Source organism: Brevundimonas sp. GW456-12-10-14-LB3, from assembly GCF_059424365.1.
Window position 1 is genome coordinate 66,723 of the sequence record NZ_JBWKZJ010000008.1, and the last position, 16,947, is coordinate 83,669.

General features: G+C 65.6%; 22 protein-coding genes. 7 read left to right on the forward strand and 15 right to left on the reverse strand.

Translation table 11 applies throughout. The annotated features are described in order from the left end of the window. Window positions 1–177: 177 nt before the first annotated feature. The 8 genes from AC07XS_RS05490 to AC07XS_RS05525 all read right to left on the reverse strand — a co-directional run bounded on the left by AC07XS_RS05490 (window position 178) and on the right by AC07XS_RS05525 (window position 6,919). Window positions 178–612 carry a hypothetical protein gene (locus tag AC07XS_RS05490; protein ID WP_182713824.1) on the reverse strand — a complete coding sequence of 145 codons (435 nt, stop codon included), beginning with the start codon at window positions 610–612 and terminating at the stop codon, window positions 178–180. A 123-nt stretch (window positions 613–735) separates the two neighbouring features. Next, complete coding sequence (locus tag AC07XS_RS05495) at window positions 736–2,133, reverse strand: HlyD family type I secretion periplasmic adaptor subunit (protein ID WP_182713825.1); 1,398 nt, start codon at window positions 2,131–2,133, stop codon at window positions 736–738. Continuing rightward, window positions 2,130–4,283 (reverse strand): type I secretion system permease/ATPase, encoded by a 2,154-nt coding sequence (locus AC07XS_RS05500; protein ID WP_494732655.1) that lies wholly within the window; start codon window positions 4,281–4,283, stop codon window positions 2,130–2,132. Before AC07XS_RS05500 ends, AC07XS_RS05495 begins: the two co-directional genes overlap by 4 nt. A 398-nt stretch (window positions 4,284–4,681) precedes the next feature. Beyond that, on the reverse strand, window positions 4,682–4,939 hold the full coding sequence (locus tag AC07XS_RS05505; RefSeq protein ID WP_182713826.1) for a helix-turn-helix domain-containing protein: 258 nt from the start codon (window positions 4,937–4,939) through the stop codon (window positions 4,682–4,684). Then, on the reverse strand, window positions 4,905–5,351 hold the full coding sequence (locus AC07XS_RS05510; protein WP_182713827.1) for a hypothetical protein: 447 nt from the start codon (window positions 5,349–5,351) through the stop codon (window positions 4,905–4,907). Before AC07XS_RS05510 ends, AC07XS_RS05505 begins: the two co-directional genes overlap by 35 nt. Before the next feature lie 48 nt (window positions 5,352–5,399). Beyond that, window positions 5,400–5,741, reverse strand: coding sequence for a hypothetical protein (locus AC07XS_RS05515; protein WP_054765502.1), 342 nt, complete (start codon window positions 5,739–5,741; stop codon window positions 5,400–5,402). A gap of 63 nt (window positions 5,742–5,804) precedes the next feature. Beyond that, window positions 5,805–6,446 (reverse strand): helix-turn-helix domain-containing protein, encoded by a 642-nt coding sequence (locus AC07XS_RS05520; protein WP_156314188.1) that lies wholly within the window; start codon window positions 6,444–6,446, stop codon window positions 5,805–5,807. Between the two features lie 215 nt (window positions 6,447–6,661). Next, a complete protein-coding gene (locus AC07XS_RS05525) occupies window positions 6,662–6,919 on the reverse strand; it encodes a hypothetical protein (RefSeq protein WP_224762172.1) in 258 nt (85 codons plus the stop codon). A gap of 289 nt (window positions 6,920–7,208) precedes the next feature. On the opposite strand from AC07XS_RS05525, the gene AC07XS_RS05530 reads away from it, so the two are divergent. Further along, window positions 7,209–7,901, forward strand: a complete 693-nt coding sequence (locus AC07XS_RS05530; protein ID WP_182713828.1) for a Crp/Fnr family transcriptional regulator — start codon at window positions 7,209–7,211, stop codon at window positions 7,899–7,901. A gap of 4 nt (window positions 7,902–7,905) precedes the next feature. Here AC07XS_RS05530 and AC07XS_RS05535 read toward each other — a convergent pair whose 3' ends face one another. Next, a complete protein-coding gene (locus AC07XS_RS05535; protein WP_182713829.1) occupies window positions 7,906–9,081 on the reverse strand; it encodes a zinc-dependent alcohol dehydrogenase in 1,176 nt (391 codons plus the stop codon). 28 nt (window positions 9,082–9,109) lie between these two features. Further along, entirely contained in the window at window positions 9,110–9,679 is a 570-nt protein-coding gene (locus AC07XS_RS05540) for an SRPBCC family protein (protein WP_054765498.1), read from the reverse strand. A 122-nt stretch (window positions 9,680–9,801) separates the two neighbouring features. Here AC07XS_RS05540 and AC07XS_RS05545 point away from each other — a divergent pair, with 122 nt between their 5' ends. Next, complete coding sequence (locus AC07XS_RS05545) at window positions 9,802–10,608, forward strand: SDR family NAD(P)-dependent oxidoreductase (protein ID WP_054765497.1); 807 nt, start codon at window positions 9,802–9,804, stop codon at window positions 10,606–10,608. A 3-nt stretch (window positions 10,609–10,611) separates the two neighbouring features. Here AC07XS_RS05545 and AC07XS_RS05550 read toward each other — a convergent pair whose 3' ends face one another. Beyond that, on the reverse strand, window positions 10,612–11,331 hold the full coding sequence (locus tag AC07XS_RS05550) for a helix-turn-helix domain-containing protein (RefSeq protein ID WP_182713830.1): 720 nt from the start codon (window positions 11,329–11,331) through the stop codon (window positions 10,612–10,614). 53 nt (window positions 11,332–11,384) lie between these two features. On the opposite strand from AC07XS_RS05550, the gene AC07XS_RS05555 reads away from it, so the two are divergent. Continuing rightward, a complete protein-coding gene (locus AC07XS_RS05555) occupies window positions 11,385–11,633 on the forward strand; it encodes a DUF6894 family protein (protein ID WP_054765495.1) in 249 nt (82 codons plus the stop codon). Here AC07XS_RS05555 and AC07XS_RS05560 read toward each other — a convergent pair. Next, window positions 11,630–11,758 (reverse strand): hypothetical protein, encoded by a 129-nt coding sequence (locus AC07XS_RS05560; RefSeq protein ID WP_257720131.1) that lies wholly within the window; start codon window positions 11,756–11,758, stop codon window positions 11,630–11,632. The two genes, AC07XS_RS05555 and AC07XS_RS05560, sit on opposite strands and share 4 nt — an antisense overlap. 203 nt (window positions 11,759–11,961) lie before the next feature. Between AC07XS_RS05560 and AC07XS_RS05565 the strand changes: the two genes are divergently transcribed. The 3 genes from AC07XS_RS05565 (at window position 11,962) to AC07XS_RS05575 (ending at window position 13,331) form a co-directional block, all read left to right on the forward strand. After that, entirely contained in the window at window positions 11,962–12,204 is a 243-nt protein-coding gene (locus AC07XS_RS05565) for a DUF378 domain-containing protein (RefSeq protein WP_054765494.1), read from the forward strand. Between the two features lie 141 nt (window positions 12,205–12,345). After that, a complete protein-coding gene (locus AC07XS_RS05570; RefSeq protein ID WP_054765493.1) occupies window positions 12,346–12,564 on the forward strand; it encodes a hypothetical protein in 219 nt (72 codons plus the stop codon). A 140-nt stretch (window positions 12,565–12,704) separates the two neighbouring features. Next, on the forward strand, window positions 12,705–13,331 hold the full coding sequence (locus tag AC07XS_RS05575; RefSeq protein WP_054765492.1) for a TetR/AcrR family transcriptional regulator: 627 nt from the start codon (window positions 12,705–12,707) through the stop codon (window positions 13,329–13,331). Here the strand turns inward: AC07XS_RS05575 and AC07XS_RS05580 are convergent. The 3 genes from AC07XS_RS05580 to AC07XS_RS05590 are packed head-to-tail and all read right to left on the reverse strand — an operon-like array spanning window position 13,328 to window position 16,275. Further along, a complete protein-coding gene (locus AC07XS_RS05580) occupies window positions 13,328–14,092 on the reverse strand; it encodes a prepilin peptidase (protein WP_182713831.1) in 765 nt (254 codons plus the stop codon). The two genes, AC07XS_RS05575 and AC07XS_RS05580, sit on opposite strands and share 4 nt — an antisense overlap. 33 nt (window positions 14,093–14,125) lie before the next feature. Next, entirely contained in the window at window positions 14,126–16,009 is a 1,884-nt protein-coding gene (gene feoB, locus AC07XS_RS05585; RefSeq protein ID WP_182713832.1) for a ferrous iron transporter B, read from the reverse strand. Next, entirely contained in the window at window positions 16,009–16,275 is a 267-nt protein-coding gene (locus AC07XS_RS05590) for a FeoA family protein (RefSeq protein WP_054766914.1), read from the reverse strand. The genes feoB and AC07XS_RS05590 overlap by 1 nt, the downstream gene beginning before the upstream one ends. A 165-nt stretch (window positions 16,276–16,440) precedes the next feature. Here AC07XS_RS05590 and AC07XS_RS05595 point away from each other — a divergent pair, with 165 nt between their 5' ends. Continuing rightward, entirely contained in the window at window positions 16,441–16,944 is a 504-nt protein-coding gene (locus AC07XS_RS05595) for a c-type cytochrome (RefSeq protein ID WP_182713833.1), read from the forward strand. Window positions 16,945–16,947: the final 3 nt, after the last annotated feature.

Sequence of the window (16,947 nt, forward strand, 5' to 3'; positions counted from 1 at the left end):
TCAATACAACCATCGCGCTCAAGCCAATGATATAGCCTAAAATCACGACCCACGGGTTGCGTCTGGGGGACGCTTTTGTCATCTAGCGCCACACATATCGATTGAGAGACGACCGAAATTCGCTCAGGCAACAACCTGAGCACGGGAGCCCTCCGTCTCGCCACGCCACAGCTCCCCTCACAGGACAGCCCACCGCGAGATGGTCAAATAGCTGTCGCCGGTGACTGCACCACCTTCGCCAACTATCACGACGGCCCGCTCTTGCACGCGCTGCGCCCAAATCCCGAATTTTGAGCCCGGATCGGATTCGTCAACAACCTCACAGTGTTCGGTAATGCCGTCGTCACCGATTGCGCATTTGAGCAAAGCCCACCCGGCCCCTGGGCGCTCTGCGGGGAAACTGGCGTAGACACCGTCACGATTGACGCGCCCCATCAATTCTCGGGGGCACCACAGACGTTTGCGTGTCGCCTCATCCCGTTGAGAGACTGAGCAAACTTGTGGCTCCGGGCGGGACGCCGCAGGAAGTGAAAAATCGCCTGAAGATTGATTCGCCAACCCGGTCTGCATCAGAACAACAGACAACAAGCCAGCCGAAATGCTGATATCCATCAAGGCCTCACAGGGAGATTAAGGCAAAACGACGTTCAGACGTACTTGAATCCATCAAATACGCTGATCCCGGAGAGCCGTTTAAACCTGACGAAATCGCACACCTCCCTCTCTTAATTCTGCTCACCGCTCCCTCCCCGCCGTCCCGACTGCCCGCGCGATCGGCGACAGCACATAGTCGATCACCCGCCGGCGCCCGGTGACGATCTCCACGGTCGCGGCCATGCCTGGCTGCATCACGGCTTGTTCCCCCGTTCCGGTGCGTAGCTGCGACGCAACCAGTCGTATGCGTGCAGGGAACACCAGTCCGCGCGTTTCGTCTACCGTGGCGTCGGGGGAAATATGCTCGACCACACCCGTCAGACTGCCGTGGCGGGTGAAGGGATAGGCCTCCAGCTTGACCACGGCCCGCATGCCCGGTCGCACGAAGCCGACGTCGCGGTTCAGGATTAGGGCCTCGACGATCAGGTCTTCGCCGTCCGGCACCAATGTGACCAGAGCCTGGCCGGCCTCGGCCACTTCGCCCAGGGTGGTGACGGACACTTCATTGACCGTGCCGGACACCGGGGCTTTCAGCCGTTGTAAAGACTGGCGCTGGTCGGCCTTGGTCAGGCTTTCGGTGCGGGTGGCGACGACGGCCTCGGCCTCGGCCTTCTCTTGGGCCGCCTGACCGCGGAACTGCTCCAGGGCCTGGGCGCGTTCGCGGTCGATCATCCGGGCCTGGGCGCGGGCTTCGGCCTCGCGGTGGCGTTCGGCCGCCAGTTCGCGGCTGACGGAGATATACCGCTCCTCCTGCTCCAGCACCCGCAGCCGGGCGCCATAGCCTCGGCGCTCCAGATCCTGGCGGGCGGTCAGTTGCTGACGCGCCAGGGGTTGAACCTCCTCGTAGCGGGCGATGTTCTCGGCCGAGGTCATGGCGGCCGAGACTGCGCCTGAGCGGCGCGCAGCCAGGGCCGCCAGATTGGCCTGGTGTTCGCGGATACGGGCCTCGACCACCTGACGCTCGGCGGCGACGGCGGCGGGCTCGGCGCCCTCGGGCGGGACGAACTGGATGCGGCCCGTGGCCAGGAAGCCCAGGATGGCGTCGGCGCGGGCGCGGGTCAGGCGGGCCGAGGCCAGTTCCGCCCGCGCCGTGTCCACATCGGCGTCGGCCAGGGTGGGGTCCAGTTCGATCAGGGGCTGACCGGCCGTGACGTGCTGGCCCTCGCGCACATCGATGGCGCGGATCACGCCCGCCTCGGCCGCCTCGACGCTGCGTAGGCGTCCCGTCGGGACCAGCCGCCCTTCGCCCACCGCCACCACGTCCACGAAGCTGAGCATGGACCACAGCAGGGCGGCGACGACCGCCGCGATGATGGTCCACAGGATCGCCCGGCCGATCGGCGATGGCGGCGTTTCGGAGATCTCCAGCGCAGCAGGCAGGAACTCCTTCTCGCGCCAGTCCTTCACCCCGGCGCGGCGCCGGGCGTTCTCTTCCTTCCAGGCATCCTTGAGGACCGATAGGTGGCGTCTCAGGCTCATGCCTCGGCCTCCACGACGTCGCCGTGCATCTGGGTGCGCCACAGCTGGGCGTAGCGACCGCCGGCGGCCATCAGGCTGTCGTGCGTGCCCATCTCGGTGATGGCCCCGTTCTCCATGGTGATGATCCGGTCGGCCATGCGGATCGCTGACAGCCGGTGGGCGATGATCATCACCGTGCGGCCCTTGGCGATGGCGCGCATATTGCGGTGGATGATGGCCTCGGATTCGGCGTCCAGGGCCGAGGTCGCCTCGTCCAGAATCAGGATGCGGGGATTGGTGACCAGGGCGCGGGCGATGGCGACCCGCTGGCGCTGACCGCCCGAAAGGTTGGAGCCGCGCTCCTCGATCTGGGTGTCGTAGGCCTCGGGCAGTTCGAGGATGAACTCGTGCGCCCCGGCCAGGGTGGCGGCGGCGATCACCCGTTCGGTCGCCATGCCGGGGTCGGCCAGGGCGATGTTGTCACGGACCGAGCGGTTGAACAGCAGGTTCTCCTGCAGCACCACCCCGACCTGACGCCGCAGCCAGGCCGGATCGACCAAGGACAGGTCTGTGCCGTCCACCATGACCCGCCCGCTCTCGGGCACATAGAGGCGCTGGACCAGCTTGGTCAGGGTCGATTTGCCCGAGCCCGACGGGCCGACGATGCCGATGATCTCGCCCGGCTTCACGTCCAGCGACACACGCCGCAGAACCTCGCGCCCGCCTGGACGATAGCGGAAGGTGACGTCATCGAAGGCTACAGCCCCTTTCACCGGCGGCAGGGCTGCACGCGAGGCCGAGAACTGGGATTCCGTCGGGGCGTTCAGCACGTCGCCCAGGCGGTCGACACCGACGCGGGCCTCCTGAAACTGCTGCCAAAGCCCGGCGAGGCGCAGCACCGGCTCGGCGACCCGACCCGCTAGCATGTTGAAGGCGACCAGTTCGCCGACGGACAGGTTCCCGCCGATCACCAGCCGCGCCCCGACATAGAGGATCAGGGCCGTGGAGACCTTGTTGACAAGCTGGATGGCCTGACCGCCCCAGATATTCAGCTGGGCCGCCTTGAAGCCGGCCTTGACGTAGGCGGCCAGCAGCTTCTCCCAGCGGCTCTGCATCTGCGGCTCGACGGCGGCGGCCTTAAGGGTCTGAACCCCGGTCACGCTCTCGACCAGGAAGGCCTGGCTCTCGGCGCCGCGCTGGAACCGCTCCTCGATCCGGCGACGCAGCGGCGGCGTGATGACGAAACAGATTATGGCGTAGAGGACGATGGTCCCCACCACGATCGCCAGCAGGAAGGGCGAATAGAACCACATCACCACCAGGAAGATGACGGTGAACAGCAGGTCCACGAACAGGGTCACGGACGAGGAGGTCAGGAACTCCCGGATCGTCTCCAGTTCGCGCACCCGGGCGATGGTGTCGCCGACCCGCCGGGATTCGAAATAGGCCAGCGGCAGGTTGAGCAGGTGGCGATAAAGCTTGGCGCCCAGCTCGACATCGACCCGGCTGGTGGTGTGCGAGAAGACATAGGCCCTCAGGCCGCCCAGGAAGCTCTCGAACACCACGACGGTCATTAAGCCGATGGCCAGGACATCCAGCGTGGTCAGCCCCTGGTGCACCAGCACCTTGTCGATGACGACCTGGAAGATCATCGGTGTCGCCAGGGCGAACAGTTGCAGCGCCAGCGAGGCCGCGAGCACGTCGCCCAACATCCAGCGGTACTTGACCAAGGCTGGGATAAACCAGGTTACGTCGAACTTGGAGGACGCCGCGCCTGAGACCCGCGTCGTGATAAAGACGGCCTTGCCGGACCACAGCTGCTGGAATGCCTCCAACGTTAGGGCGGTCGGCGCCTCGGCCGGACGCTGGATCAAAACCTGACCATTTCGGAAGGCGCCGACGAGGAGATACAGACCCTGCCGATCCCGCACGATCGCCGGCAGGGGCGAATTCTCAAGGGCGGCCAAATCCAGAGTAGCGGTCTTGGCCTTGGCCCCGACGCGTTTGGCGAGACGGACGAGATCGGCGTCATCGGCCGGCGCGGCGTGTCCAAGGTCATGCCGAAGCTGGCTCTGATCCGCCGGCATCTGGTGGAACCCGAGCAACAGGGTCAGGCAGGACAGACCCGTATCCTGCGCGACCGGCGCTTCAGCCCCCAACTCACCCAACACCACTCAAAGCCCCCGCGTCACTCGCGCGAGCGGTGTATTGCGACTTTGAAATAAACGAAAGCAGATTAATCGCGATGAGCAATTTCGTCGCCACTCGAGAGCCTCTCAAAAGCAGCAGAACAAGACCTGTTCCGCAGGGGATCAGAAGAGTTTTCCATAATCGCCCTATGCCGAGCTGCGGACCTCACAAAAACTAGACGGCGCAATTTCATGCGGCGCGATCGTTTTGCAGGCCTCTCGTAAGGCATTGATTTCGCCAGCCTGGAAATCAATCGTTTTGAAAATTACTCGCGACGCTCAAAGTGGGCCCATCGCGCCTCTTAATCAGCGGGTCCACAGTTCGAACCTGTGATCACCCACCATCGTCGCCTTCCTCCATCAAGACTTGTCCGACGCCTTCAGGCGCGACCGCTGACCGTGAGGTCGCGGGGCGGCAGGACGTCGTCCAGGTCGGCGTGGAGGGCGCGGCAAAGACGCCAGAGGGTGGCGCTGTAGACCTTCCCCCTGCCCGCCTCGATGGCCGACAGCTCCGCAATCGAAATCGCACTGGTCCTCGCCAGCTCGGCGAGGTTCAGCCCCATCTCCCTGCGCAGTTCCGACAGGCGGTCGCCTACATAGCGGTCAGTCGCATCGATCGGTTCGGCCGTCATGCTCATGGGCGGCCTCCGATCGCAGAAGCCCGGCGAACAGGGCGCAAAGCAGACCCGCGAACAGCACATAGGAGGTGCTGATATAGGCCCGGCCGAGAATCTCCGGATTGAGCGCGAAGCTGAGATGCGTCACCGCCTGGGCGAGTTGGAACGCCGCCGCCCAGACCAACCAGCGCGCGGGCCTGCGCCAAGCGATCGCCGCCAACAGCCCCAGATAGGCCGCGTCCACCCCCATGATCAGCCACTGGGCGGCGTCGGGGTTGGCGCGATCCTGCACCAGGGCGCTGAGCACCGACCCCGCCACCATGCCCAGGGCCGCCAGCCGCGCCGACCCGTCGCCCTTCCAGAGGGCGACGAGAAGGCAGACCGCCATGGCGACGGTCAGACCGATTTGCAGCGGCGTGTGTAGCGATTGCATAGGTCTTCGTGGCGCGCGCCGTCCGACCTTGCAAGTCCAGCGTCACCATCAGGCGGCGGCCCGAAGACGAGCGGTCCTGGGCTGGTCGGTTTCGGGCTTGCCTGTCAGCGGCCCCATCAGTCGCGTCTCGCGCCCAATGAGCGCCGGCGCGGCCTGTTCCAGCGCCGCATGGGCCGCCACCAGACGGGCTCGCGCTTCGCCGAAAGCCCGAATGGCCTCGGTGGTCTCCGAAACGGCCTGAGCGGCCAAGACGGCCGAAAGGCGATGATCCAGCCGCGTCTCCGCCATCAGGCTGACGAGGGCGCTCGCCGCCATCAGACCTTGGTCGGCCTGGTCCTCCGCCCGAAACAGGGCGTTCGCGATCGTTTGCGCGATTTCAAGTCTTTGCATTGTCCGCTCCCCGACGCCGAGCTGTCGGCGCCGCATCAACTGTTGATCAGCGGAAAGAGAGACCTAGCGGCCGGACAGCAGACGATCGAGCGCTTGCACAGCGAGCTGAAGCTGCACGCTGCCTCCGAGGATGGCGGCGAGAACGGCGAGTGCGACGGCGGCGAAGATCGGGATCATCGCCAGTTCACGAACTCGCTCGGCAACGCGGGCCGTCTTGGCGGCCGATCGTTCTCGCTGGGGAGAACGAGCGCGATGCAGAGTATCTCGCGCATCAAATCGAGCGGCGAGAGATAGGGCTGAAGGGTCCGTGTCAGATCCAGCAACCGCAGAGCCGTCTCGCGTTCCTCGTTCGTCGCCGCCAAATCCTCGAAGATCGCCTCCAGCTCCTCCCATGTGACGGGCGGCAGATGACATCCCGAGTGCGGCATCCAAGCCTCCTTTCCGACCGTCATCAGAGACGGCGTCGGGAGCGGTGGGCAGGGGGAATGACGCCCCTACGGAATCGTCCCGTAGAGGTTCGAAATAGAGGCGCGCCGCTTGCCGGCGGCTGCTGACGCCCAGTTTGCGACAGGCGTTCTCGATATGCTTGTCTATGGTCTTGGCGGAGCGGCCCAATTCGAGCGCGATCTCCTTCGACTGAAGACCGTCGCGCACACGGCGCAGACAGGCCGCCTCCATAGGCGTCAGGCGCTGGGCGACGTTCACCGATGTCGTCGTCTCGGACACCTTAGCCGACAACCGCCTGAACCATCGTCACTAAATCGTCTCGCCCCAACTGCGGAGAGGCGTCGTCGATGTTTGTTGTTTGGTCGGCCATGGTTCACTCGTCTGCCGCCCGACAATGCCGTCAACCCTCCTTCAGCGCAACGCCTCAGCTTACCCAGGTCAGTCTTCAGCGCGACCCGGCGCCGGCTGCGGCGTCAGCTGGTGGGAGGCGGCCCCTTGGCCGCCGCGCCCGGCGTGATCTCGGCGAACGACTCCGCCTGGGAGACCGGCGGCAGGGCGTCGGCCTTCTGCAATCCGTCATCGACGACCTGGCGAATGGCGATGATCCGCTCGCCCGCCTTCATCAGAGGCGCGGCCGCGTCGGCCGCCTGGACATCGGTCTTGGACGGAACGCGCACGGTTCGCGTCACCCCGCCTTGCTCCAGGTCTATCTGGTAAAACTTCATCGTCATCGTGCGGCTCCTTGTTCCTAAGGAAAGGCCAGCCGCTGCGGCGGGTTCCGCGGCCGGATCACGGGGACGTCCATGCCCCGCTCGGTTCAGACACGGCGGCCGGATGATCCAATGAAAGAAACGCGCGCCCCTCGACCCCCGTATCCGAGGCTGGGCGGCGTTCGCCCTACCTCCTTGCCGGGCGGTCCGGTCCGAACGGGAAAAAAAGAATCGCACAAGGCGCGGTGATCGCCGCCCTTGCTTAACCCATGTGAATGCCTTGGCCTTACGCGCCGTGCAGGGTGGGTGCATGTATGACGCCGCTTCAGCCCTCGCGGTCTCCTCGCGGGATCCGATTTCGGAAGACCATCGTCCGCAAGGTGTGAGAGATCACCCGGTGCTGCGGCTGATGCCGGACGAGGTCCAGGATCTGGTCCGACGGAAGGGTCAGATGCGGAGCGGCCGCGCCGGGGAAAGCCTGGAAGGGCGTGCGGCGGTGGGCTTTGTGCTGGACGGCGCCTTAGCGGCCTTCGACCGCAAGAACATGGCCTGCGTCGGCCTTCATGGCCGAGGCGCGATGTTCGGTTGGGAAGCCTCGTTGGCCTCCGCCTTCTATCCCGTGCGTTTTCTGCCTCTGATCGACACCCACTGGATCGAGGCGCCGGCCGCCGATCTGTCGGACCTGATGGGGCAGGCCTGGGTCGAACACGTTTTCGCCCGCCATGCCTTGGACCGTCTGTCGCGGGTGCAGGCCGAGGCGGCCTGCAACGCCGTCCACCAGGTGCCCCACCGCACTGCCAATTGGATTCGCCGTCTGTACGAGACTTCGGGCCCTGAACTGCGCACCACCCAGTCCATCCTGGCCCAGGCCATGGGCGTCCAACGCACCAGCGTCAATGCGGCCGTTAAGGCCCTGGAGAGGGACGGCGCCCTGAAGCTGTCGCGGGGTCGGATGATCGTCACCGACCCCGCGCGCCTTCATCGCTTCGCCTGCGGCTGCTGAAGCCTCAGTGCGGCTTCAGGACCACCTTGGTCCATTCGTTCTGGTTTTCCTTGAAGTTCTTGTAGCCTTCAGGGGCCTGTTCCAGCGGCAGGCGATGGCTGATCAGGTCGGTGGTGTCGATCTTGCCGTCCAGCACCAGTTGCAGCAGTTGCGGCAGATAGCGCTGAACATGGGTCTGGCCGGTCTTCAGCGTCAGCCCCTTCTCCATGAAGGCGCCCACAGGCCATTTGTCCGCCACCCCGCCGTAAACGCCTGGGACCGACACCGTTCCGCCCTTGCGCACCGCCATGATGGTTTCGCGCAGCACGTGGGGGCGGTCCGTCCCCAGTCGGGTCTCTTGTTTGATCGCATCGACGATATTGTCTGGCGAGAAGCCGTGACTCTCCATGCCGACGGCGTCGATGCAGCTGTCGGGGCCCAGGCCGGCCGTCATCTCCAACAGAGCCTCACGCACCTTGACTTCGTGATAGTTCAGCACCTCTGCGCCATTGGCCTTGGCGAGGGCCAATCGGTTCGGGTGACGGTCGATGGCGATCACCCGGCCGGCGCCCTGAAGGATCGCGCTCTTGATGGCGAACAGACCGACCGGTCCACAGCCCCAGACCGCGACGGTGTCGCCGGGCTGGATCTGGGCGTTCTCCGCCGCCATCCAGCCGGTGGGATAGATGTCGGACAGAAACAGGACCCTCTCGTCTTCGATCCCGTCGGGAATCTTGATCGGGCCGTAGTCGGAATAGGGCACGCGCGCATATTCGGCCTGCCCCCCGGCGAAGCCGCCGGTCAGGTGCGAATAGCCGAACAGGCCGGCGACGGAATGGCCGTAGGCGATCTCGGTGGCGTCGGCCTTGTCGGCGGGATTGGAATTGTCGCAGGCGGCCGGCATCGACCGTTCGCAGAAGAAGCACTGGCCGCAGGCGATGACGAAGGGAACAACGACGCGATCGCCCTTCTTCAGGCTGGTGTTGCCTCGGCCGACCTCCACCACCTCCCCCATGAACTCATGTCCCAGGATGTCTCCGTTGGACATGCCGGGGATCATGCTGTCGTAGAGGTGCAGGTCCGAGCCGCAGATGGCGGTCGCCGTGATCTTGATGATGGCGTCCCTGGGATTGACGATCTGGGGGTCAGGGACCGTATCCACCTGGACATTGTGTTTTCCGTGCCATGTGAGGGCGCGCATTGGGGCTCCTTGGTTCGAGGGAAAAGGATCAGAGGTGGCGCGAGGCGCGGGGCGCCGCCTCGGGCGCCTTGGAGGTCGAAACCTCCCCCGTCTCCATCAGCTGTTTGAAGCGGCGAAGCTCGCGCCGGGCCTGAACCCGCGGCTCGCGCTGCATCACCTTGGCGACCACCTTGCCCACCACCCCCGCAGGCGGATCATAGCTGATGAAGACCCGGACCTCCGTGCCGCGGCCGAAGGGGTTGTCCTTGAAATCGACCCAGCCCTCGTGATCGACGTCGGAGCCCTCGGAAGAGGTCCAGGCGATCCGCTCGCCAGGGCGATCCTCGGTGATTTCGCAGACCAGGTCGAAGTCGGCGCCGGCGGGGCCGGCTATGGTCCATTGCGAGCGACGCCCGTCCAGAATTTCGACGGCCTTCACATTCTCCATGAAGCTGGGCAGGTTTCGAAACTCCCGCCAGTAGTCATAGAGTTCCTGCCTCGGCCGGTTGATCAGGGCCGCACGCAGACTTGAAGAGTCATGGTCGCCCTCTTGCCGATCCTCTTCAAGGAAGGCGGTCGATCCGACGTCGGCGTCGGTTGAAACGTCACTATAAGACATGGACTTAGCTCCGATCGGCTGAACGTGGTGAACCGAGCGGCGCCGGCTTCGTTCCGTCGAGTCTTGGACGGAACACAGGGCCCAGGCGTGAGTTGGTCAGGCTGAAAAGCCGGAGTTCATCAATGACCGACGCCCTGGATCAAACCGCTGCAGAAACCGTTCGGCCGCTGGCCGTGGTCACCGGGGCCTCATCGGGCATCGGCTACGCCTTGGCCAAGCTGTTCGCCCAGGACGGCTACGACCTGGTCATCGCCGCCGACACCCCATTGGCTGAGGCGATGCAGGCGCTTGAGGGATTGGGCGCCCATGTCGAGGCCCTTCAGGTCGACCTGGCCTCTGAAGAGGGGGTGCAGTCCTTGAGAGAGCTGATCGGCGAGCGCCCGATCGACGCCCTGGCCGCCAACGCCGGTCACGGGTTGGGCCGGGCCTTTCTGGACCAGCCGTTCGATGAGATCCTTCATGTAATCAACACCAACATCACCGGGACGGTGCGTCTGGTCCATCTGATCGGCAGAACCATGCGGGCGCGCGGCCAAGGCCGCATCCTGTTCACCGGCTCGATCGCCGGCCTGATGCCGGGCAGTTTTCAGGCTGTTTACAATGGTTCGAAGGCCTTCGTGGACAGCTTCTCCCTGGCCCTTCGCAATGAGCTGAAGGACTCAGGGGTGTCGGTCACCGTCCTGATGCCCGGCCCGACCGACACCCGATTCTTCGAGCGCGCCGACATGATGGACACCAAGGTCGCCCAGGGCGACAAGGCCAACCCGGAGGATGTCGCAAAGGCGGGCTATGCGGCGATGAAGCGAGGCGACGGCGACGTGGTGGCGGGTCTCGGCAACAAGGTCCAGGCGGCGATGGCGGCGATCACCCCCCAGACCGTCCTGGCCGAAAGGCATCGCAAGATGGCGGAGCCGGGCTCGGGCGCCTGAGGCTCAAACCGCCTCCTTCCAGAGACGCAGATATTGGGGGTCGAACTCTGCGACGCGGCTCAGGCCGTCCCAATCCTTGATGACGGCGCGGCCGTCGCGCACGTCGAGGAGATCGGCCGCCCTCAGCGCCATCAGGGTTCGGTTCACATGAACGGACGACAGGCCCAGAACATCGGCCAGATCATTCTGGTTAAGGGGAAAGTCGAAGCTCCCTTCGGCGGTTCGCCCCACCGGCTCCAGCCGGGTGAATATCTCGCAGAAGAAGTGGGCCATGCGCGCCTGGGCGTCCTGACGTCCCATGCCGACCAGCCAGACCCGGTGGATGGCCGCATCCACCACCGTTTCCAGCCAGAACATTCGCGCCAGATGGGGATCGCGCGCGGTCAGTCGGCGAAGAGCGGAATGGGGGATGGCCGCTAATTCGCAGTCGGAAATGGCCATGACGCCGTTTTCCATCCGCTTCATGACCAGGCTGTGCAGGTCCAGAAAGTCGCCGGGCAGGCCGATCTGGGTGAACTGCCGCCCGCCATCCCCAACAAAGGCGACCCGTCCGGCGTAACCGGACAGCAGCAGCAGGCTCGAGGTTTGACGCCGCTCCTCGCGCACGATCGTTTCCCCGGCGCTCGCCTGGAGACGCTCGACGGGCAGTCGAAGAATGGCCCGCCTCTGAGCCGGCGACAGATCGTCACGACGTTCGAACTTCTGGACGAGAACGTCCAGCATTGAACAAATGGAGCTAAACGACATCCAAGCCCCGCCTCTCACGTATAGGCTCCATGAGGAAATACCGCCTGAAAATCGGCGTCGCCGGCATGGAGGAGCGTCTTCAGCTTATGGCTGGGGATGACAACGCGGCCCGATGCGAAGCGTTGCTGGCTGTGGGCGACCTGATCCGCGACCATGCGCTGAAAGGGGTACACCAGACGGCGTTCACGCTCGTCCTGTTCCACGACGCGGGACCGCCGATCTATGAAGTCCGGGTGGCGGCCGGCCCGCCGGACGATCCTCTGCCGCCGCTCGATTAGCGCAGGATCGCCAGGGCGGACAGGGTCGCCAGAACGGCCGCTCCGCCGAGAACGCCCACGAGGCGGAGCCGGCGAAACAGGCTCTCTATGTTCTGAACGAGGGGTGTGGGGTCGAAGGGCGGCAAGCGCGAGAATCCCGGACCGCCAATGTCGGCGTCCCCGCCTCAATGGGCGCCGCGCGGCCGCGTTGCCCCGTGTCGGCAAATGGACAATGACGACCGCAAGGGTTGCGGTCTGTCCGGTTTCCGCCAGAGGCGACGCGGACAGGGCGAGGATGGAACGGCCTGACCGGTCGAAGCTTCTTTCCTTACAATCACGGAGAAAGCTCATGAAAATCCTCAACCTCGTCACCCTCCTCCTCGTCATCGTCGGCGGCCTCAACTGGGGTCTGGTCGGCGCCTTCGACTTCGATCTGGTCGCCGCCCTCTTCGGCGACGGCTCGGCCCTGTCCCGCATCGTCTATGTGCTGGTCGGCCTGTCCGCCCTTTGGCAGATCATGCCCTTCCTCGCCGCCTTGAAGACCGATGAGGCCCGAGCGGAAGCCGGCGTGCGCGCGCCCGTCCGCAGCTGATGCACCTTTCAAGGATCTCTGTTCGGGATCATCGAAGGGCCGTCCGTCGGACGGCCCTTCTTCCGTATCGAACCAACCCATGTTGTTTACGACACATCAGGGTTGTGCGAAGGCATCCTGGATAGGGGAGCCACGCGTTCGATGGGTTTGTCGCTGACAGAGTTGAAGCAGGGCGCGGGGTACCGGGTCGAACCGACAGAAGAAGGCTTCGCCATCTTGAAGTCTGAACGGGATGACGCCGCCGCCTTCGATCAACTGGTGCGGGAGGTCCTGTCCAGCGCCGGGCGGGAATTCGTGGCCCTGCCCCGCCAGGACGCCGGCGCCGGATACGACGGCGTCTTCATCCTGCCGTTTGACTGAGGTCGAAACCTTCCCGGCATTGGCCTTTTGCGAGTCGGTCGGCTAGGCTGCGCCGTATCGATTATGCGGGCCGTGTCGTCACGGTCGGCGCCGCCCTCGGGGCCGCCGCCGCATAGCACCTCTTTTCGACCATTGGGGATATGGGCGACACGACCAACAAGCTGGGGCACAAGATCGGCGCGCGGGGCGGCCGGACCCGTCAGGCCCTGTTGGACGCCACGCGGACGCTGCTCAACGCGCGGCACTACGGCGAGATTCGCGTGGCGGACGTGGCTTCGGCCGCCGGCGTCTCGCCTTCGAATTTCTACACCTATTTCAAGTCGGTCGAGGAACCGGTTCTGGCCCTGTGTGAAGCGGCGGCGGCCGATTTCCAGGGTTTGGCCGCGCATTTCCAGACGGACTGGCCCGGCGACAGGGCCTTCGCCATCGGCCGCGCCTTCATTCTGGACGTGATGGCGGTCTGGCGCGATCACGGACAGGTTTTGAGGGTCGAGCATATGTTGGCCGACAACGGCGAGGCGGCCTTTGTCGAAAGCCGCGTGCGCCGCCTGCGCCGCCTGCATCTGGCGATCGAACGGCGGGTGGCCCAGGCCCATGCGGCGGGCCTCCATCCCAAGGATTACAATCCCCGACTGGCCTCCTACCAGATCGCCTCCATCGCCGAATCCACCGCCGCCAGCTTCGACCTGCTGCGCCGCGCCGACACGCCCGAGGCCATTCTGGACACGGCGGCCATCATCATCGTCAAACTGACCACCGGCCGCTAAAGCCCCAGCGGCCCGTAAAGCCAGGTCAGCCAGATTCCGACGGCCAGAAAGACGCCGAAGGGCAGTTTGTCCGTCGCGCTGACCGAGCGGCGCACCACCAGCAGGCCGAACACCAGGCTGAGGCCCGCCGCCGAGGCCCAGAGAAGAACGCTGGGCAGGCCGATCCATCCGACCCAGGCCCCGGCGCCCGCAAAGAGGAAGGGATCGCCGCCCCCCAGCCCGTCTCGTCCCCGGACCCGCTTGTACAGCCAGGCGACCAGCCACAGCCCCCCGAACCCGACGATCGCGCCGATCAGATGGGCGATCGCCTGGTCCCATCCCGACAGCGCCGCCGCGATCAGTCCCGTCGCCGCCAGCGGCCAGGTCAGGATGTCGGGAAGCCAGAAGTTCTCGCCGTCGACGATCGCGATCAGCAGCAGCTGCCATCCCAGGATCGCGGTCGCCGCCGTCATCAGGATCGATCCGCCGTTGAGGCCGGCCCAGAGACCCGTCCAGACGCCGATTGCGGCCGCCGCCAGCTCGATCAAAGGATACCGTGGAGAAATGGGCGCGGCGCACCGGGCGCAGCGGGCGCGCAACACGACCCAACTGAACAGGGGGACGAGTTCCCACGGCCTCAGAATCTGGTCGCACCCCATGCACCGCGACCGGGCGAGTACGATGTCCTCGTCACGCGGCAGGCGGACACTCACGGCCGCCAGGAAACTGCCGATGATCAGACCTAGAAGGCCCAGGACGACGGCGGCGAGGACAGGGCTCATCTCTGGGTCCGGACGGTGAAGAACCACCCCCGCTTAGCCGCCTCCGAGGGCCACCGCCACATGATAGGTCACGAAGGAGGCCAGATAGGCCAGTCCGAACATGTAGCCGATCATGATCCAGGTCCATTTGGTCGAGTTGGTTTCGCGCTTGACCACACCCAGGGTGGCGACGCACTGGGGCGCGAAGATGTACCAGGCCAGGAAGGACAGGGCCGTCGCCAGGGACCACTGGGCCGACAGGGTCGAGGCCAGAAGGCCGGTCGCATTCTCCGCATCGGCGATGGCGTAGGTGGTGCCGAGCGCCGCGACCGCCACTTCACGCGCCGCCATGCCGGGGATCAGGGCGATGACCATCTGCCAGTTGAAGCCGATGGGGGCGAAGATCGGCTCCAGCGCCCGGCCGATCATGCCGGCGAACGAATAGTCGATGGCCGGCAGGGTCGCGTTCTCGGGCGGATAGGGGAAGGTCGCCAGAACCCACAGCAGAATGACCAGCGGCAAGATGATCCGGCCTGCGCGATTGATGAAGATCTTTGCGCGTAGCCAAAGGTTGAAGGCGACGCTCTTGGGGTCCGGCAACCGATAGGTGGGCAGCTCCATCATGAAGGGCTCGACCGCGCCGCGCCAGAACACCTTGCGGATCAGAAGCGACACGATCAGGGCGCTGACGATCCCTGCGGCGTAGAGGCCGAACATCACCAGTCCCTGCAGATTGACGACGCCCCAGACGGTCCGGCTGGGAATGAAGGCCGCGATGATCAGCGTATAGACGGGAATCCGGGCCGAGCAGGTCATCAGGGGCGCGACCAGTATGGTGGTCAGCCGGTCGCGGCGCGAGTCGATCACCCGCGCGGCCATGATGCCGGGTATGGCGCAGGCGAAACTACTCAAGAGGGGGATGAAGGCCCGCCCGTGCAGGCCGGCGCCGCCCATGATCTTGTCCATCAGAAAGGCGGCGCGGGCCATATAGCCGAAGTCTTCCAAGGCGATGATGAACAGGAACAGGATCAGGATCTGCGGCAGGAAGACCAGCACGCTGCCGACGCCGGATATGATCCCATCGACGATCAGGCTCTGGATCAGTCCGCCCGCGCCCTGGTCAGGGATGAGGGCCGCGACCAGGCCGCCGATCCAGCCGATTCCGCCCTCGATGCCGTCCATCAGGGGCGCCGCCCAGCTGAAGACGGCCTGGAACATCACAAAGAGGAGGACGAACAGGATCGCCATCCCCGCGACCGGATGCAGCAGAACCGAGTCGATCTTCCCGGTCAGGGTGTCGGGCCGCTCGGGCGGGCGCACGCAAGCCTTCATGATCCGCTCGGCTTCGCGGGCCGCATGGCGCAGGGCGGCGGAATCCGGGCTGCTCCACCGGTTTTCGCCCTCGACCGCCGCCGCCTCGACCTTCGCCTCGACAGCCGCGATCAGGTCCTCGATCCCGCGCTTGCGGGTGGCCACCGTGGTGATGATCGGCACGCCCAGTTCGGCGGACAGGGTCTCCAGGTCGATGCGCAGCCCCTGGCGCTGGGCGATGTCGTACATGTTCAGCGCCAGGACCATGGGCCGGCCGACGGCCCTCAACTCCAGGATCAGGCGCAGAACCAGACGCAGATTGGTGGCGTCGGCGACGCAGACCACCACATCCGGCGGGGTCTCTCCGGCAAGACGGCCAAGGACGGCGTCGCGGGTCACTTCCTCATCGGGGCTGCGGGCCCGCAGCGAGTAGGTGCCCGGCAGGTCCAGCACCGACATCGTCCGGCCGGAGGCGGCTCGGATCAGCCCCTCCTTCCGCTCAACCGTGACGCCGGCGTAGTTGGCGACCTTCTGGTGCGCGCCGGTGAGGGCGTTGAACAAGGCGGTCTTGCCGCTGTTCGGATTGCCGACCAGGGCGACACGGGCGGTCTTCAGGGCCATGTCCATCAGGCGGCGACCCGACGGATGATCAGGCTGGCGGCCTCACGCCGACGTAGGGCCACGCGCATGTCGTCCACCTTCAGCGCGATCGGGTCGCGCCCGAACAGGCCTTCGTGCAGCAGCTCGACCTCGGCGCCCTCGACGAAGCCCAGTTCGAGCAGGCGGCGCTCCAACTCGACCTCATGCTCCTTATGGTGACAATGGCCGCCCACCTGGACAATGACGCCGCGGTCGCCGCGTCGGGCTTGGCTCAGCTTTATCGTATCGGTCAAATCTAGGCTCACACGGGCGGGCGACCGCACCAGGGGTCGCGCATCTTCTTTGACAGTGATTATCAGGTGCGCCCCCCGTCCGTCCAGCGGGACACCTTGACCAATTGCCGCGCTGGACATTTGCCCTATCCGGCGGCCTAACCTGCTGCAAAATCGGAGCCTGCGATGCGTCACCTCACCCTCGCCGCCGTCCCCCTTGTTTTGACGCTCACGGCCTGCGGTCCGAACGGAGATCAGGGCGGTGCGCCTCAATCCAAGGCCCCGCCCGCCCTGACGGAGACGGAGAAGGCCGATCTGCTCGCCGCCCTTCCCGCCCCTTACAATACGGGAGACCTGGACAATGGACGTCGCGTCTTCGCGCGTTGCCGCGCCTGCCACACCATCGGCCGGGACGGGCCGGACATGGCGGGGCCGAATCTGTACGGCGTGTTCGGGCGCAAGGCGGGGGAGCGGCCGCGCTACAACTATTCCAACACCCTGCGGACGGCCGATTTCGTCTGGGACGCCCAGGCGCTGGACCGCTGGCTGCAGAATCCGCGCGGCTTCCTGCCCGGCAACAAGATGACCTTCGCCGGCCTGCCCGACGCCAAGGACCGGCGCGACGTGATCGCCTTCCTGAAGGTGGAGACGGGCTACCGCCCTGCGGCCTCGACGTCCCCCGCCTCCTGAGGC

Coding starts and splice junctions, on each gene's coding strand:
- AC07XS_RS05490 (WP_182713824.1), bottom strand. CDS start 612: ATGGATATCAGCATTTCGGCTGGCTTGTTGTCTGTTGTTCTGATGCAG.
- AC07XS_RS05495 (WP_182713825.1), bottom strand. CDS start 2,133: ATGAGCCTGAGACGCCACCTATCGGTCCTCAAGGATGCCTGGAAGGAA.
- AC07XS_RS05505 (WP_182713826.1), bottom strand. CDS start 4,939: ATGAGCATGACGGCCGAACCGATCGATGCGACTGACCGCTATGTAGGC.
- AC07XS_RS05510 (WP_182713827.1), bottom strand. CDS start 5,351: ATGCAATCGCTACACACGCCGCTGCAAATCGGTCTGACCGTCGCCATG.
- AC07XS_RS05515 (WP_054765502.1), bottom strand. CDS start 5,741: ATGCAAAGACTTGAAATCGCGCAAACGATCGCGAACGCCCTGTTTCGG.
- AC07XS_RS05525 (WP_224762172.1), bottom strand. CDS start 6,919: ATGACGATGAAGTTTTACCAGATAGACCTGGAGCAAGGCGGGGTGACG.
- AC07XS_RS05530 (WP_182713828.1), top strand. CDS start 7,209: ATGTATGACGCCGCTTCAGCCCTCGCGGTCTCCTCGCGGGATCCGATT.
- AC07XS_RS05535 (WP_182713829.1), bottom strand. CDS start 9,081: ATGCGCGCCCTCACATGGCACGGAAAACACAATGTCCAGGTGGATACG.
- AC07XS_RS05540 (WP_054765498.1), bottom strand. CDS start 9,679: ATGTCTTATAGTGACGTTTCAACCGACGCCGACGTCGGATCGACCGCC.
- AC07XS_RS05545 (WP_054765497.1), top strand. CDS start 9,802: ATGACCGACGCCCTGGATCAAACCGCTGCAGAAACCGTTCGGCCGCTG.
- AC07XS_RS05550 (WP_182713830.1), bottom strand. CDS start 11,331: ATGCTGGACGTTCTCGTCCAGAAGTTCGAACGTCGTGACGATCTGTCG.
- AC07XS_RS05555 (WP_054765495.1), top strand. CDS start 11,385: ATGAGGAAATACCGCCTGAAAATCGGCGTCGCCGGCATGGAGGAGCGT.
- AC07XS_RS05565 (WP_054765494.1), top strand. CDS start 11,962: ATGAAAATCCTCAACCTCGTCACCCTCCTCCTCGTCATCGTCGGCGGC.
- AC07XS_RS05570 (WP_054765493.1), top strand. CDS start 12,346: ATGGGTTTGTCGCTGACAGAGTTGAAGCAGGGCGCGGGGTACCGGGTC.
- AC07XS_RS05575 (WP_054765492.1), top strand. CDS start 12,705: ATGGGCGACACGACCAACAAGCTGGGGCACAAGATCGGCGCGCGGGGC.
- AC07XS_RS05580 (WP_182713831.1), bottom strand. CDS start 14,092: ATGAGCCCTGTCCTCGCCGCCGTCGTCCTGGGCCTTCTAGGTCTGATC.
- feoB (WP_182713832.1), bottom strand. CDS start 16,009: ATGGACATGGCCCTGAAGACCGCCCGTGTCGCCCTGGTCGGCAATCCG.
- AC07XS_RS05595 (WP_182713833.1), top strand. CDS start 16,441: ATGCGTCACCTCACCCTCGCCGCCGTCCCCCTTGTTTTGACGCTCACG.